The sequence below is a fragment of the Ferrovibrio sp. genome, assembly GCF_002796975.1.
GTDB lineage: Bacteria > Pseudomonadota > Alphaproteobacteria > Ferrovibrionales > Ferrovibrionaceae > Ferrovibrio.
On the sequence record NZ_PEKV01000002.1, the window covers coordinates 12,627 to 26,946 of the forward strand.

General features: G+C 61.8%; 16 protein-coding genes. 5 read left to right on the top strand and 11 right to left on the bottom strand.

Going from position 1 to position 14,320, the window contains the following annotated elements; genetic code table 11:
* Nucleotides 1-66: 66 nt before the first annotated feature.
* The 7 genes from CTR53_RS00695 to CTR53_RS00725 all read right to left on the bottom strand — a co-directional run bounded on the left by CTR53_RS00695 (nucleotide 67) and on the right by CTR53_RS00725 (nucleotide 5,567).
* Nucleotides 67-1,167: a branched-chain amino acid ABC transporter substrate-binding protein gene (locus CTR53_RS00695; protein WP_290808329.1), complete on the bottom strand. Its 1,101-nt coding sequence runs from the start codon at nucleotides 1,165-1,167 to the stop codon at nucleotides 67-69.
* A gap of 67 nt (nucleotides 1,168-1,234) precedes the next feature.
* The gene (locus CTR53_RS00700; RefSeq protein ID WP_290808334.1) at nucleotides 1,235-1,588 is read right to left on the bottom strand and encodes a DUF6867 family protein; all 354 of its coding nucleotides are present in this window, start codon (nucleotides 1,586-1,588) and stop codon (nucleotides 1,235-1,237) included.
* Complete coding sequence (locus CTR53_RS00705) at nucleotides 1,588-2,298, bottom strand: ABC transporter ATP-binding protein (protein ID WP_290808337.1); 711 nt, start codon at nucleotides 2,296-2,298, stop codon at nucleotides 1,588-1,590. The genes CTR53_RS00700 and CTR53_RS00705 overlap by 1 nt, the downstream gene beginning before the upstream one ends.
* Nucleotides 2,298-3,119 (bottom strand): ABC transporter ATP-binding protein, encoded by an 822-nt coding sequence (locus CTR53_RS00710; RefSeq protein ID WP_290808340.1) that lies wholly within the window; start codon nucleotides 3,117-3,119, stop codon nucleotides 2,298-2,300. Before CTR53_RS00710 ends, CTR53_RS00705 begins: the two co-directional genes overlap by 1 nt.
* Nucleotides 3,116-4,420, bottom strand: a complete 1,305-nt coding sequence (gene livM / locus CTR53_RS00715; protein ID WP_290808343.1) for a high-affinity branched-chain amino acid ABC transporter permease LivM — start codon at nucleotides 4,418-4,420, stop codon at nucleotides 3,116-3,118. The genes CTR53_RS00710 and livM overlap by 4 nt, the downstream gene beginning before the upstream one ends.
* Nucleotides 4,420-5,334, bottom strand: a complete 915-nt coding sequence (locus CTR53_RS00720) for a branched-chain amino acid ABC transporter permease LivH (RefSeq protein WP_290808346.1) — start codon at nucleotides 5,332-5,334, stop codon at nucleotides 4,420-4,422. The genes livM and CTR53_RS00720 overlap by 1 nt, the downstream gene beginning before the upstream one ends.
* 11 nt (nucleotides 5,335-5,345) lie before the next feature.
* The gene (locus tag CTR53_RS00725) at nucleotides 5,346-5,567 is read right to left on the bottom strand and encodes a hypothetical protein (RefSeq protein ID WP_290808349.1); all 222 of its coding nucleotides are present in this window, start codon (nucleotides 5,565-5,567) and stop codon (nucleotides 5,346-5,348) included.
* 178 nt (nucleotides 5,568-5,745) lie between these two features.
* Here CTR53_RS00725 and CTR53_RS00730 point away from each other — a divergent pair, with 178 nt between their 5' ends.
* Entirely contained in the window at nucleotides 5,746-6,144 is a 399-nt protein-coding gene (locus CTR53_RS00730; protein WP_290808352.1) for a RidA family protein, read from the top strand.
* Between the two features lie 122 nt (nucleotides 6,145-6,266).
* Entirely contained in the window at nucleotides 6,267-6,482 is a 216-nt protein-coding gene (locus CTR53_RS00735; protein ID WP_290808355.1) for a hypothetical protein, read from the top strand.
* 9 nt (nucleotides 6,483-6,491) lie between these two features.
* On the opposite strand, the gene mmsB is transcribed toward CTR53_RS00735, so the two are convergent.
* The 3 genes from mmsB to CTR53_RS00750 are packed head-to-tail and all read right to left on the bottom strand — an operon-like array spanning nucleotide 6,492 to nucleotide 9,631.
* On the bottom strand, nucleotides 6,492-7,382 hold the full coding sequence (mmsB, locus tag CTR53_RS00740; RefSeq protein WP_290808358.1) for a 3-hydroxyisobutyrate dehydrogenase: 891 nt from the start codon (nucleotides 7,380-7,382) through the stop codon (nucleotides 6,492-6,494).
* Nucleotides 7,383-7,412: 30 nt separating this feature from the next.
* Complete coding sequence (locus tag CTR53_RS00745) at nucleotides 7,413-8,462, bottom strand: enoyl-CoA hydratase/isomerase family protein (protein WP_290808361.1); 1,050 nt, start codon at nucleotides 8,460-8,462, stop codon at nucleotides 7,413-7,415.
* A 17-nt stretch (nucleotides 8,463-8,479) separates the two neighbouring features.
* A complete protein-coding gene (locus CTR53_RS00750) occupies nucleotides 8,480-9,631 on the bottom strand; it encodes an isobutyryl-CoA dehydrogenase (protein WP_290808364.1) in 1,152 nt (383 codons plus the stop codon).
* Nucleotides 9,632-9,782: 151 nt separating this feature from the next.
* Here CTR53_RS00750 and CTR53_RS00755 point away from each other — a divergent pair, with 151 nt between their 5' ends.
* The 3 genes from CTR53_RS00755 (at nucleotide 9,783) to hemB (ending at nucleotide 13,344) form a co-directional block, all read left to right on the top strand.
* Nucleotides 9,783-12,008: a PAS domain-containing hybrid sensor histidine kinase/response regulator gene (locus CTR53_RS00755; RefSeq protein ID WP_290808368.1), complete on the top strand. Its 2,226-nt coding sequence runs from the start codon at nucleotides 9,783-9,785 to the stop codon at nucleotides 12,006-12,008.
* An 88-nt stretch (nucleotides 12,009-12,096) separates the two neighbouring features.
* Nucleotides 12,097-12,324: a hypothetical protein gene (locus CTR53_RS00760; protein ID WP_290808371.1), complete on the top strand. Its 228-nt coding sequence runs from the start codon at nucleotides 12,097-12,099 to the stop codon at nucleotides 12,322-12,324.
* The gene (hemB, locus tag CTR53_RS00765) at nucleotides 12,325-13,344 is read left to right on the top strand and encodes a porphobilinogen synthase (protein WP_290808374.1); all 1,020 of its coding nucleotides are present in this window, start codon (nucleotides 12,325-12,327) and stop codon (nucleotides 13,342-13,344) included.
* Nucleotides 13,345-13,389: 45 nt separating this feature from the next.
* Here the strand turns inward: hemB and CTR53_RS00770 are convergent, their stop codons facing one another.
* Nucleotides 13,390-14,277, bottom strand: coding sequence for an NAD(P)-dependent oxidoreductase (locus CTR53_RS00770; protein ID WP_290808377.1), 888 nt, complete (start codon nucleotides 14,275-14,277; stop codon nucleotides 13,390-13,392).
* Nucleotides 14,278-14,320: the final 43 nt, after the last annotated feature.

Consider the following 14,320-nt stretch of genomic DNA (forward strand, 5'->3'; position numbering starts at 1 on the left):
CGAAAAAGAAGCCCGACCCCATCCGAGGATGGCAGGCCGGGCTTCCAGTCACTCCGGATACGGAGATCAGTTCACGTAGTCGTAGGAACCGTTCTTCCAGACGTAGACCTTATAGGCCGGTGTGGTTGTGTCGCCCTTGGCGTCGAACGAGATCTCGTTCAGCACGGTCTTGAACTTGCCCGCGCGCAGCGCCTTCTCGACATCCGCGGTCTTCACCGACTTCGCCGTGGTCGCAGCCTGGCTCCAAGCCTGCATCGCGGCATAGGTGTAGAGCGTGTAGCCTTCCGGGTCGTAACCCTGGGCCTTGAACTTGTCGACCAGCGGCTTGGCAACCGGGTTCTTGCGCGGATCGGCATCGAAGGTCATCAGCGAGCCTTCACCGGCCGGGCCCGAAATCGCCCAGAACTGCTTGTCGACCAGCGCGTCGCCACCCATCAGCGGGGCATTCAGGCCCTGCTCCTTGGCCTGGCGGACGATCAGGCCGCCTTCCGGATGGTAGCCACCTAGATAGATCAGCTCGATGCCGGCCTGCTTCATCTTCGAGACCAGCGCCGAATAATCCTTTTCACCGGCGGTGATGGCTTCGAACATGGTCTCCTTCACGCCCTTGGCGTTCAGGCGCTTCTTGGTTTCTTCGGCAAGGCCCTGACCATAGGGGGTCTTGTCATGCAGGATGGCGACCTTCTTGCCCTTGTACTTGTCCATGATGTAGTCGCCGGCAACGACGCCCTGCTGGTCGTCGCGACCGCAGACGCGGAACACGTTCTTGTAGCCGCGCTCGGAGTAGCGGGGATTGGTCGAGGCCGGGGTGATCTGCAGGATGTTCTCTTCCTTGTAGACGTCCGAGGCCGGGATCGACGAACCCGAGCAGAAGTGACCGATCACGACGGCGACCTTCTCCTGCACGGCGCGGTTGGCAACCGCCACGGCCTGCTTCGGATCGCACTGATCGTCGCCGATCACGAGCTGCAGCTTCTGGCCGTTGACGCCGCCCGCGGCGTTGATGTCGGCAATGGCCATTTCGGCGCCACGCTTCATCTGTTCGCCGAAGCTGGCGAGCTGACCGGTGATCGGGCCGTTGAGGGCAACCTTGATCTGCGCCGAAGCGGTGCCGGCGAACAGGCCGACCGCAGCGACAACAGCCAAACCAGTGGTGAATTTAAGCATGACTTCCTCTCCCTGTTTTAAGGCATTGCATAAAGTCTAATGCAGTCGGACCGACCTCGGCAACAACCTAAGGTGTCCCCTGTTTTTCCCGCCAGCCGAGCAGGCTGGATCGCTCGTAGAGCCATGGATACTGATGGATCATCTGGTCGACCCGGGTCAGCCGGAAGCCGAATGTGGCCAGCACCCAGACAACCAGAATGGATATCAGGTACGGGACCGGTGCCAGCAACGCTTCCTTGAACAGCGCGAAAGCCAGGAACCGGTTCGCGGCAGCCATGATCAGGCTGTACGGCAGGATCTGCCAGTAGGGCCGCCAGGTTCCGGCAATCGCCTGCCCCATCAGGAAGGCACAACCGCCCACCAGGATGACGGTCAGACCGAGGAATACCCAGATACTCTCGCCCAGGATGGCCAGCAGCATCAGTGCCCTCCTTCCAGATAGGCAGCGCGAATCTGTTCATCGGCCAGCAGCTCACTGCCGGAACCGCTCATGGTGATGCGCCCGTTCACCAGGACATAGCCGCGATGGGCGAGCTTGAGTGCATGATAGGCATTCTGCTCGACCAGCAGCACGGTGACTCCATCGGTGCGGTTGATCTCTTCGATGATCGAGAAGATCTGCTTTACCACCAGCGGCGCGAGGCCGAGCGAGGGTTCATCCAGCAACAGCAGCTTCGGCCGACTCATTAGCGCGCGTGCGATCGCCAGCATCTGCTGCTCGCCGCCCGACAGCGTGCCGCCGCGCTGTTCGCTGCGTTCCTTCAGGCGTGGGAACAGGCCGTAGACGCGTTCAAGATCGGCATCAAAATGCGCAGGATCGGCGGCCACCGCACCCATGCGCAGGTTTTCCAGCACCGTCATGCGCGGAAAAATGCGACGACCTTCCGGCGCATGCGCCAGACCGCGACGGACCAGGTGGTGCGTCGGGATGCCGGTGATGTCGTCGCCGGCAAGCTTCACATGGCCCTGCCGCGGCTTCGGATTGCCGCAAATGCTCATGAGCAACGTCGACTTGCCAGCACCGTTGGCACCGATCAATGCGACGATCTCACCCTGCTTCACTTCGACATCGACGCCCTTCAGCGCATGCACTGCGCCGTAATACGTATGCAGACCGCTGATCGAGAGCATCACACGCCCCCCTGGGCAACGGCGGAATCTTCCGGCTCACCGAGATAAGCGGCAATCACCTTCGGATCGTTGCGGACGGCATCCGGTGGGCCATCAGCGATCTTGCGGCCGTAATCGAGCACGATGACATGATCGGAAATCTGCATCACCACGCTCATGTCATGCTCAATCAGCAGCACGCCGCATTTGTGTTCGTCGCGGATGAAGCGTAGCAGCGTGTTCAGATCGGCCGACTCACGCGGATTGAGGCCTGCCGCGGGTTCATCGAGACACAGCAGCACCGGCTCGGTGCACATGGCGCGCGCGATCTCAAGGCGCCGCTGGCCGCCATACGGCAGGCTACCGGCAACTTCATCAGCGACATCAGTGAGGTTGGTGCGCTCCAGCCAGTAACGCGCAAGATCGACCGCCTCGGCTTCCGCCTTGCTGTAGCCCGGCCAGCCAAACAGGCCGAGCAGCGTGAAACCGGAGGCGCGCATCAGCTTGTTGTGCTGCGCAACGATCAGGTTCTCCAGCACCGTCATCTTCGGGAACAGGCGAATATTCTGGAAGGTGCGCGCGACACGCGCCTTGCCGGCAATGTCGTTGCCCGACATGCGTTCCAGCAGATGCGGTGTGCCGTTATTGGTCAGCGTCAGTCTGCCGACCGTCGGCTTGTAGAAGCCGGCGATGCAGTTGAACACCGTGGTTTTTCCGGCGCCGTTCGGCCCGATCACGGCGGTGATCTGGCTTGCTTTCGCGTCGAAGGAAACGTCGTTGACTGCAACCAGGCCGCCGAAGCGCATGGTCAGGTGTTCGACCTTGAGCAGAGGCTGCGTCATGGTTTGCCTCCACCGGGTTTTGTCCCTGCAGGATGCAGCCGCATGGTCGGTTCGCGATGCGCCAGCAGGCCTTGCGGACGCCAGACCATGATCAGAACCATGGCGGCACCGAAGGCGAGCATGCGGAACAGAGAGAATTCACGCGCCACTTCCGGCAACAGCGTGAGGAAGGCTGCGGCCAGTACGATGCCGGCCTGACTGCCCATGCCGCCCAGCACGACAATCGCCAGGATCACGGCGGACTCGATGAAGCTGAAGCTCTCCGGGCTGATGAAGCCCTGCCGCGTGGCAAAGAAGCTGCCGGCGAAGCCACCGAACATCGCGCCGATGGCAAAGGCGGTCAGTTTGGTATTGGTCGGGTTGATGCCGAGGGCTGTGCAGGCGATCTCGTCTTCACGCAGGGCCTCCCAGGCCCGGCCGACCGGCAGCTTGCGGATGCGCATGGTGAAAAGGTTGGTGACCAGTGCCAGTGCAAGGATCAGGTAATACAGGAAGATGATGCGGTGGATAGATGCGTATTCCAGCCCGAACAACTGATGAAATGCGGTCGCGCCTTCCGGCGGATCGGCCGAGAACGGGAAACCGAAGAAAGACGGCCGCGGTATACCGGAGATGCCGGCCGGACCGCCGGTGACCGGTTGCCAGTTGAGCAGGATGACGCGAATGATCTCGCCGAAGCCGAGCGTGACGATCGCGAGATAGTCACCGCGCAAGCGCAGCACCGGAAAGCCGAGAACCACGCCGAAGGTGGCGGCGAGGAGGCCGGCCAACGGCAGCGTCTCCCAGAAGCCGAAACCAAAATGCATCGACAGGGTGGCAAAGGTGTAGGCGCCCACTGCATAAAAGGCGACATAGCCAAGATCGAGCAGGCCGGCGAGACCAACTACGATGTTCAGTCCCCAGCCGAGCATCACATAGATCAGCACCACCGTACCGAGATCGATCACGGTACGGTTGGCGAATGGCAGGAAGGGCATCACGATGGCGAAGCCGATCATCACCGGCATCAGCCACTTGTCCGCCTTCTGCCCCAGCACGGTGAGTAGTTCCTTGCGATCGATATTGGTTGGCTCTGCCTGCACAATGCGCTCGCGGTAGCTGCGTCGCCAGTCGAAGGCGATCCGCATGCCGAGCCGGCCGAGGAAGACGACAATTGCGGCATAGGCGATATAGTCGAAGCGCGTCTTGATGCCGAGCGGACCGCCGGTGTCGACGGTTTCGAAGCCGATCAGCGGCAGGGCCAGCAGCGCCGCCACGGCGGCGGCCATGATGGCGTCTTTCAGACGTTCGGCCACCGTCATCACACCTTCTCCACTTCAGGCCGGCCCAGCAGGCCGGTCGGACGGAAGATCAGCACGACGACCAGAATGGTGAAGACGGCAACGTCCTTGTACTCGATGCTGAAATAGGCTGACCAGAAAGCTTCGATGAGGCCGATCAGCAATCCGCCCAGCATGGCGCCCGGCAGGCTGCCGATGCCGCCAAGCACAGCAGCCGTGAAGGCCTTCAGACCGGCAAGGAAGCCGATGTAGAAGTCCACCACGCCGTAATACAGCGATACCATCACGCCGGCGACAGCAGCCAGCACGGCGCCCAGCACGAATGTGAGTGAGATAGTGCGGTCGGCATTGACACCGAGCAGCGAGGCCATCGTGCGGTCCTGCTCACAGGCGCGTTGCGCACGGCCGAGCGGCGTGGCTGAGATCAGGTAGGAGAAACCGAGCATCAGTACCAGCGTCATCGCCATGATGATGAGCTGCAAATACGAGATAGTGACGGAGAAGGTCTCACCTTTTATCAGTTCGATGCCGCCGCGAATCATCGGCTGCAGCGGCTTGATCTTGGCGCCCTGTGCGATCTGCACGTAGTTCTGCAGGAAGATCGACATACCGATGGCGGAGATCAGCGGTGCGAGGCGGAAAGAGCCCCGCAGGGGCCGGTAGGCAATACGCTCGACCGTCCAGCCATAGAGGCCGGTGATGATCATCGAGACGATCAGCACGATCAGCAATGCCAGCGGCACCCAGGTCACGCCGACGATACCGAGAATTGAGAAGGTGATCACGGCGATGAAGGCGCCGATCATGTAAATTTCGCCATGGGCGAAATTGATCATGCCGATGATGCCGTAGACCATCGTGTAACCGATGGCGATCAGCGCATAAACCGCGCCCAGCGTCAGGCCATTGATCAATTGTTGAAGAAAATACTCCAAGGCACCCCCGATCATCCGTCCGACTGGGCCGCACGCTGCTTGTTCAGCACGTAGCGGAGTTTCTGCGCCGCGATCCGTCCAAGTTCGTGTTGCGACAGGCGTGGATCGCCCACCATAGACACTTCCCTGCCCGTCTCGGGATCAATGGCTACCACCTGCAACGCCGTACCGATGCGGCGAAACTCGATGATCGCTTCCCAGTCCCCGTCATCGCTCCCTGTCGCGTCTGACATGAATCGTCTGTACATTTTATTGTCATTATCCTCAAGGCTTAACGGAATTTTGCACAGGCTCGGATGTCATGCTGCGCCAACATATCGATGAAGGAAATTTAATTGCCGCTTATATGACTGCCCTTGCCGATTCCGGAATAGTATTTTATATATAAAATAAATCTCGTTGAGGCATCCGATGCAGATTCTGAATCCCGCCGAATGGACCAAGCCAAAAGGCTACGCGAATGGCATCGCCGTCGAAGGCCGCCAGGTTTTCATCGCGGGCCAGATCGGCTGGAATGCCGAAGCGGCCTTCGAGAGCGACGATCTGGTCGATCAGACGCGTCAGGCGCTGCGAAATATCGTTCGTGTACTGGCAGAAGCCGGCGCCCGCCCCGAGCATATCGTACGATTGACATGGTATGTCGTCGACAAACGCGACTATATGGCGCGCAACGCGGATCTCGGCAAAGTCTATCGCGAGATCCTGGGCCGGCATTACCCGGCGATGACGCTGGTGCAGGTCGCCTCCCTGCTGGAAGACCGCGCCAAGATCGAAATCGAAGCGACCGCGGTTATTCCCTCCGCGCCCTGAGTTTTCCGGTTTTGTCACAGGGAAGTCACTGATTCCGGGCCCCTCGCGGCCGGAACCGGACCAACCCATTTACGTTTGATTTACGAATGCCGCGTACGGCATTTGTCAGACGGAGGTGGGCCATGCGCGAATTGCTGTTGATCCTCGGAGCTGCCTGCATCGCGAGCCTGCCTTTTGTCGCCTTCAGCGGATATCTGCAGACGACGCCGCGCCATTCGCATGTCACGGTGTCGCGCACAACGATGTGGAGCGACGATCTTCGGCAGACCGGCACGAACTACAGCATCCCGAACATACCGAAGGCGATGACCGTCAGCGCGACCAGCGAGCGCAAATAAACGGAAGCCTCATCCCAGATCGCGGATCATGCGGATGATACCGGAGTAATCCAGCGGACCGTTACCGCTTTGGACATACTCGGCGTAAAGCGCGGTGGCTTCCGCACCCAGCGGGGTCTGCACCTTTGCCGCCCTCGCCGCCTCCTGCGACAGCTTCAGATCCTTCAGCATCAGTTCGGCTGCAAAGCCCGGCTTGTAGTCACGGTTGGCTGCCGAGGTCGGCACCGGCCCCGGCACCGGGCAATGGTTGAGCAACGCCCAGCAGGAGCCGGACGAACTGCCGACGATATCGAACATCGCCTGGGCCGACAGGCCCAGTTTCTCGGCCATGATGAAGGCTTCAGAGATGCTGATCATGGTGATACCCAGGATCATGTTGTTGCAGACCTTGGCGGTCTGGCCGTTTCCAGGTCCGCCGGCATGCACGATCTTCTTGCCCATCGCTTCCAGGATCGGCCTGGCCTTGGCAAAGGCCGCTTCGCTGCCGCCGACCATGAAGGTCAGCGCCGCATTCTCCGCACCGGCAATACCGCCCGAGACCGGCGCATCCAGCATCAGCATACCCTTGGCTTCGGCCGCGGCGATCACGTCGCGTGCCGTCTTCACGTCGATGGTCGAACTGTCGATGAAGACCGTGCCCGGACGAGCAACGGAGAGAATGCCCCTGTCGCCGATATAGACGCTGGAGACATGTTTGCCGGCCGGCAGCATGGTGACTACGACATCCACATCGCGTGCGGCATCGGCAGCGGCGGCAGCCTTCACACCGCCCGCATCGACCACCTTCTGCACCGCCTCAGGAGCCAGGTCGAAGGCTTTCACCGTATGCCCGGCCTTGAGCAGATTGCGCGCCATCGGGCCGCCCATATTGCCGACGCCGATAAAGCCGATATTCGCCATGGTCGTTTCTCCCGCTTGTGCTGTGTCTGCTCAGTCGAACTGCAATTCGCCGTCCGCGACCGGCGTGAAGTATTTTTCGATCTCGGCGTCGGTCACGTCTTCAAGACGTGCCGGCTGCCATTTCGGTTTGTGATCCTTGTCGATGATCACAGCGCGCACGCCTTCATAGAAATCATGACCAAGCGCAACATGATTACAGATGCGCCACTCCAGTTTCATACAATCGCGCAAGGACAGGCTGCGGCCGCGCCGCAACTGCGCGAAGGTCAGCTTCACCGAGGTGGGTGACTTGGCGCGGATGATGCCGGCCTGTTCGATGGAGAACGGCGACGGATCGGTTTCCAGCGCCGTCATCACGGCCGCCACGCTGTCGCCGCCAAAACGCCTGTCGATCTCGGCCTTGCGCTCGGCCAGTTGCGACGGGCCGGGATCGGCCGTGAACTTTGCCACCACGGCATCAATGCTCGCCTTGTCGCCGGGAGCCGTATCGATCAGCGCCTGCTCCAGCGTTGCCATGCTGGTGCGCGGCACGAAATGCGTGGCGACACCGGCGGTCAGAATGTCGGCGCCTTTCAGACGCGCGCCGGTCAGGCCGAGATAGACGCCAAGCTCGCCCGGGCAGCGAGGCAGGAAGTATGTGCCGCCCACATCGGGGAACAGGCCGATGCCGGTTTCCGGCATGGCGAAATGCGCAAACTCGCTGATGATGCGATGACTGCCATGCACCGACAGGCCGACACCGCCACCCATGAAGATGCCGTCGATCAGGGCGATAAAGGGCTTCGGATATTCGCCGATCAGGGTGTTGCAGCGATATTCGTCATACCAGAATGATTTGCGGTACTGCACGCCTTCAGGGCCACGGTCGGCAAGTTTGCGGATATCGCCGCCGGCGCAAAAGGCTTTTTCGCCCGAGCCCTTGATGATCACGGCTTTGACGGCTGCATCCGTCGCCCACTTGCGCAGAGTCTGCTCCAGCGGAATGCACATGTCGTGCGTCAGCGCATTCAATGCCTGCGGCCGATTGAGCTGGATAATGCCGATGCCGTTCTGAACCGAAAACAGGATGTCGTTGCTCAAGATAAAACTCCGAAAACTCAGTCGTGAAACGAACCGGACGTCAGGGCGCGTGCAATGATCACACGCATGATCTCATTGGTGCCTTCCAGGATCTGATGCACCCGCGCATCGCGCAGGTAGCGTTCGACCGGATAGTCTTTCAGATAGCCGTAACCGCCATGCAACTGCAATGCCTCGTTGCAGATGGCAAAGCCGGCATCGGTGGCGAAACGCTTGGCCATGGCGCAGTACATGGTGGCTTCCGGACTTTTGGCGTCCAGCATGGAGGCTGCCTGCCGGATCAGCAGCCGGGCGGCGGCCAGGTCGGTCGCCATGTCGGCCAGCTTGAACTGGGTCGCCTGGAAATTGCCGATCGCATTGCCGAACTGCTTGCGGCCGGCGACATATTCGCGTGCTGCCGTCAGGCAGGCCTTGGCAGCACCCAGCGAGCAGGCGCCGATATTGATGCGCCCGCCATCCAGTCCGGCCATGGCGATGCGGAAACCCTCGCCCTCTTCCCCGATGCGGTTAGCCTTCGGCACCTTGCAGTCGTCGAAATTCACCATCGCTGTCGGCTGGCTGTTCCAGCCGAGTTTGCGTTCCTGCGCCCCGAAACTCAGTCCCGGCGTGCCGTTTTCAACGACGAGACAGGTGACGCCGCGTGCCCCGGCCTCGCCGGTGCGCACCATGCAGACATAGATATCCGAGCGTCCACCGCCCGAGATGAAGGCCTTGCTGCCATTCAGCACGTAATGGTCGCCAGCGTCAGCGGCGCGCGTCTGCAACGAGGCGGCATCTGAGCCGGCATTCGGTTCTGTCAGGCAGTAGGAGGCAAATTTCTGCATGCTGCAGAGATCGGGCAGGAAGCGCTGGCGCTGTTCGTCGCCGCCGAAGCGGTCGATCATCCAGGCCGCCATGTTGTGGATCGAGATATAGGCGGCCGTCGATGTGCAGCCGGCCGCCAGCTCTTCGAAGATGATGGCGGCATCGAGGCGGCTGAGCGCCGAACCGCCGACATCGTCGGCGACATAGATACCGCCGAAGCCAAGCGCCGCTGCTTCGCGCAGTTCGTCGACCGGAAAATGCTTCTTCTCGTCCCAGGCTGCTGCATTGGGCTGCATCCGATCCAGCGCGAAACGCCGGGCCGTTTCCTGGATGGCCCGCTGATCATCGGACAACTCGAACAGCATGATGTTTTCTCCCTTATTCCGGGTCTTAATTCCCTGCCGGCCAGTCGTCAACGGCCGGTCTAGTCCAGACGAACTAGGCATGAACAGAGTCGCACGCGCTGCTCCCGACATGCTAGCCTTACGTCTTTGATCAGGTCCATTGCCGCCGCCCATGCTGTCCCTTAGTTCCAAGCGACAACCAAATGCCGAAACCGGCATCGGCTGGCCTTTGCGCAACTTGTCCTATGGACTTGCCGGCCTTCTGATCGGCCTGACCGTGCTGCTGGCCGGCGCGCCGCTGTTCACCGGCATCATGACCATCGCCTGGCTTCCCGGCGCACCGCCTTTCCATGCCGATGTGGCCGCTGTGGCAGCCTTGGCCGGATTGTCCCTGCTGCTGCGCGACACGGCAGCGCCGGTCTCGCGCCTGCTGGCACTGGCGCTGGCCTGCCTCAGCGTCGCCGGGCTGGGCAACTATATCCTGCATGGCAGTCTGACCCAGGCTGCCGAGACCACATCGGCACCGACATTCGCCACGCTGTGGAGCGGCAGCATGGGGCCGGTGCTCTGCATCGGTGCGCTGCTGACGGCAGCGCGGCTGTATGTGCCGGCCTCGCGCCGCGCCACGGTCGGCAATGTGCCGCTCGGCTGGTCGATCGCCATGACACTGGTGGCGCTGTCGATCACGCTCTCGATCGGCGCGCTCGACCTGTTGCCGCAAACCGGCGCCTGGACCACCCATTCCGCCGCCCTGCCCGATGGGGCCATCGTACTGCTGCTGCTGGGCGCCGCCTGTGCCGCGCGCACCTTCCACCCTTCTTCGCAGATCGCGCCGCTGCCCCTGCTGATCGGGCAGGTCGTTGTGCTGCTCGGCGGCATTCTGGCATCATTTGTGCTGTGGCAGGCCAACAGTGCAAGCACGACGTTGCCGCTGGTTGCCACGCTGTCCTTCATGGCCTGCCTGGTTGCCACCTACATGATTGCCGGGCTGATTGCTCTGGCGGTGCGCGTGATGGTGCAGCAGCGCGCCATGGCGGCGGCACGCGCCGCCCTGCAGGCCAGCAACGACCTGTTCGAAGCGGCAGCCCGCAGCAGCCGGCTCGGCATCTGGGACTGGGATCTGCTGTCCGGCGAGCTTCTGATCGTCGCGAACTATCTGCAGGACAGCAACGACAGCACCCTGTTATCCTCACGCACCACCATCGATGCCTTCACCGAGCTGATGCATCCCGACGACCGAGACATGGTTCGTCATCGGGTAAACTCGGCGCTGAAGCAGCGGCGCACCTACGAGGCGGAATTCCGTATCCGGCGCAGCGATGGCGTTTATATCTGGGTGCTGGCCCGTGCCGAACCGAGCTATACGGCGAATGGCCGCGCCTCCCGGTTGATCGGCAGCCTGGAGGACGTCGACCAGATTCGGCGCCAGATGAACGAACTGGAACTGCAGCGCCAGATGCTGGAAGAGCAGTCGGTTAAATTGGCGGAAACCGCGCAGGCGCTGGCCACGGCCAGGGATGCGGCCGAAACCGCCAACAAGACCAAGTCCAACTTCCTGGCGATGATGAGCCATGAAATCCGCACACCCATGAATGGCGTGCTGGGCATGCTCAGCCTGCTGAACCGCAGCGACATCGAGCCGGCGCTGAAACGCTATTCCGAGGTGGCGCACCAGTCGGCGCGCGACCTTCTCGGCCTGATCGACGATATTCTCGATGTCTCCAAGCTGGAAGCCGGCAAGCTGCAGATCGAGGCGATCGACTTCGACCTGCGCCCGACCATCGACAGCATCGTCGCCCTGCTCACCCCGCGTGCCCGCGAAAGCGGCAACCAGCTGATCCTGGATGTAGCGGAAACCGTGCCCGAACATGTGATCGGCGATCCACTGCGTCTGCGCCAGATTCTCACCAACCTGATCGGTAACGCCGTCAAGTTTACCGAGAAAGGCACCGTGACGGTCACAATCACTGCCACAGGGCTGCAGAACGGCGACTTCATGCTGCATTGTGCCATCCGCGATACCGGCATCGGAATCGCCGCCGAGCAGCAGCTCACCCTCTTCGAGCCTTTCACGCAGGCAGACATCTCGATGACGCGCCGTTATGGCGGCACCGGCCTCGGCCTGACGATCTGCAAGCATCTGGTGCATCTGATGGGCGGCGAGATCGGCGTGATCAGTGCGCCGGGCGAAGGCTCGACCTTCTGGTTCACCGTCCGTTGCCGCGAGGATGTCGAACTCACTGCAAAGCTGGCGCTGCAGGAGCCGGCGCAACCAGCGGCCCCGCCGCCTGCCAATGACGCTGTCACCATGCTGCCGCCGCGCCCGATCGAAGCCGACATCGCCGATCTAGTGAAGCAGTTCGACCGCCTCGCGGGCCGCAAGCCCCACGAGAAGTAAGGCGGAGAAGTATTCCGACGGTGTTACGGGGCATTAACCACTGTCGCGCGAGAATCGAAAAACACGGTTCGATGCGCGAGGTGATGCGATGCTGCCGATCCATCCTGGCATTCTGCTCGAACGGGCCATCGTCGCCCGCGGCAGCGATCCCGAGCATTTCACCCGCGAAGCCCATATTCCACACAAGCTGCTGCGGCAGGTTCTGGCCGGCGAGCGGCCGATTTCCTCCGGCCTGGCCATGCGGCTGGGCAGAATTCTGGGCACTTCTCCCTGGGTCTGGATTGCGTTTCAGGAGCGGTTTGATAAAGCTTTCTGAATGACCGACACCGCTGTACCGCCCCTGCCGCAATTTCCCCTGGCGCGGCCTCGCCGCCTGCGCCGCACCGACTGGACTCGCCGCCTCGTCGCCGAGAACAGCCTCAGCGTCAACGACCTGATCTGGCCGATCTTCGTGCATGATGCAGCCGGCAACGCACCGATCCCGTCCATGCCGGGCGTCGAGCGTCTGAGCATCGACAATGCGGTGGGAGCCGCGAAGGAAGCCGAAGCGCTTGGCATTCCAGCCATTGCCCTGTTCCCCGCCACAGATCCGAAGCTGAAGACCGAGGATGGTCGCGAGGCGCTCAATCCCGACAACGTGGTCTGTCGCACTGTTCGCGCCGTGAAGGCCGCAACGAAGAATCTCGGCATACTATGCGACGTTGCGCTCGATCCCTATACCAGCCATGGCCATGACGGCCTGCTGAAGGACGGCGAAATCCTGAACGACGAAACAGTTGCGATGCTGGTACAGCAGGCTGTCGTGCAGGTGAAGGCCGGCTGCGACATCACCGCGCCCTCCGACATGATGGACGGCCGCATCGGCGCGATCCGCCAGGCCTTCGAGCGTGAAGGCTTCAAACACGCACAGATCATGGCTTATGCAGCGAAATACGCCTCCGCCTTCTACGGCCCGTTCCGCGATGCCGTCGGCTCGTCGGTCAATCTGGGCGTCGGCGACAAGCGTACCTACCAGATGAATCCGGCCAATGGCGATGAAGCGCTGCGCGAAGTGGCGCTCGATATCGCCGAAGGCGCCGACATGGTGATGGTCAAGCCGGGTATGCCTTATCTTGACATCTGCTGGCGGGTGAAATCCACCTTCGGCCGGCCGACCTACGCCTACCAGGTCTCGGGCGAGTATTCGATGCTGGCTGGCGCTGCGGAGCGCGGCTGGCTGGATCGCGCGAAAGTGGCCTGGGAAAGCCTGCTGTCGTTCAAGCGCGCCGGCTGCGATGGCGTGCTGACGTATTTTGCACGCGACATTGCGCGTATGATCGCCGAAGAAAAGAAGTAGCCGGGCGAGCAGCCTTCACTAGCTGCTGCCCGGCTCTCGTCACAATCAGAATTTCTTCGCCGTCTTGGTCGCTTCGAGGCGGGCGATCAGGCTGGATGTATCCCAGCGGTTACCGCCCATCTGCTGCACTTCGGCGTAGAACTGGTCAACCAGCGCAGCCACCGGCAGACTGGCGCCGTTGCGCCGTGCTTCGGCCAGACAGATGCCGAGATCCTTGCGCATCCAGTCGACGGCGAAGCCGTAATCGAACTTGCCCTCGATCATCGTCTTGTGGCGGTTGTCCATCTGCCACGAGCCGGCGGCGCCCTTGGAGATCACTTCCACCGCCTTTGTCAGGTCCAAACCCGAGGCGCGGCCGAAAGCCAGCGCTTCAGCCAGGCCCTGCACCAGACCGGCGATGCAGATCTGGTTCATCATCTTGGTGAGTTGGCCGCTGCCGGTCGGACCCATCAGGTTCTGCATCTTTGCATAGGCCTGAATCACCGGCTTGACCTTCTCGTAGGTCGCCGCGTCACCGCCGCACATGATGGTGAGCTGGCCGTTCTCGGCACCGGCCTGACCGCCCGAGACCGGCGCGTCGATGAAGCCCTGTCCACTGGCCTTCGCCTTCTCGCCAATCTCGCGGGCCACATCGGCCGACGCCGTGGTGTGATCGACAAAGATCGCGCCCTTGGCCAGGCCGGCAAGGATACCGGTATCACCGTAAGTCACCGAACGAAGGTCATCGTCATTGCCGACGCAGGCCATGACCAGTTCGGCGCCGGCGGCGGCGGCCTTAGGGGTGGCGCCTTTCTGGCCCTTGTGCTGGGCGACCCACTTGTCGGCCTTCTCGGCCGAACGGTTCCAGACCGTCACCGCATGGCCGGCCTTCACCAGGTGTCCGGCCATCGGATAGCCCATCACGCCCAGGCCAATAAACGCCACTTTCGCCATCGTTTCCCCCTAAAGTCCAAGAATCATAAGCAGTTAAGGTTAA

Bases quoted from the DNA above. Each gene is read 5' to 3' on its own strand.
- hemB (WP_290808374.1), top strand. From the start codon at position 12,325: ATGACCGACACCGCTGTACCGCCCCTGCCGCAATTTCCCCTGGCGCGG.
- livM (WP_290808343.1), bottom strand. From the start codon at position 4,420: ATGACGGTGGCCGAACGTCTGAAAGACGCCATCATGGCCGCCGCCGTG.
- CTR53_RS00750 (WP_290808364.1), bottom strand. From the start codon at position 9,631: ATGCTGTTCGAGTTGTCCGATGATCAGCGGGCCATCCAGGAAACGGCC.
- CTR53_RS00710 (WP_290808340.1), bottom strand. From the start codon at position 3,119: ATGACGCAGCCTCTGCTCAAGGTCGAACACCTGACCATGCGCTTCGGC.
- CTR53_RS00760 (WP_290808371.1), top strand. From the start codon at position 12,097: ATGCTGCCGATCCATCCTGGCATTCTGCTCGAACGGGCCATCGTCGCC.
- CTR53_RS00725 (WP_290808349.1), bottom strand. From the start codon at position 5,567: ATGTCAGACGCGACAGGGAGCGATGACGGGGACTGGGAAGCGATCATC.
- CTR53_RS00705 (WP_290808337.1), bottom strand. From the start codon at position 2,298: ATGCTCTCGATCAGCGGTCTGCATACGTATTACGGCGCAGTGCATGCG.
- CTR53_RS00755 (WP_290808368.1), top strand. From the start codon at position 9,783: ATGCTGTCCCTTAGTTCCAAGCGACAACCAAATGCCGAAACCGGCATC.
- CTR53_RS00700 (WP_290808334.1), bottom strand. From the start codon at position 1,588: ATGCTGCTGGCCATCCTGGGCGAGAGTATCTGGGTATTCCTCGGTCTG.
- CTR53_RS00695 (WP_290808329.1), bottom strand. From the start codon at position 1,167: ATGCTTAAATTCACCACTGGTTTGGCTGTTGTCGCTGCGGTCGGCCTG.
- mmsB (WP_290808358.1), bottom strand. From the start codon at position 7,382: ATGGCGAATATCGGCTTTATCGGCGTCGGCAATATGGGCGGCCCGATG.
- CTR53_RS00770 (WP_290808377.1), bottom strand. From the start codon at position 14,277: ATGGCGAAAGTGGCGTTTATTGGCCTGGGCGTGATGGGCTATCCGATG.
- CTR53_RS00735 (WP_290808355.1), top strand. From the start codon at position 6,267: ATGCGCGAATTGCTGTTGATCCTCGGAGCTGCCTGCATCGCGAGCCTG.
- CTR53_RS00730 (WP_290808352.1), top strand. From the start codon at position 5,746: ATGCAGATTCTGAATCCCGCCGAATGGACCAAGCCAAAAGGCTACGCG.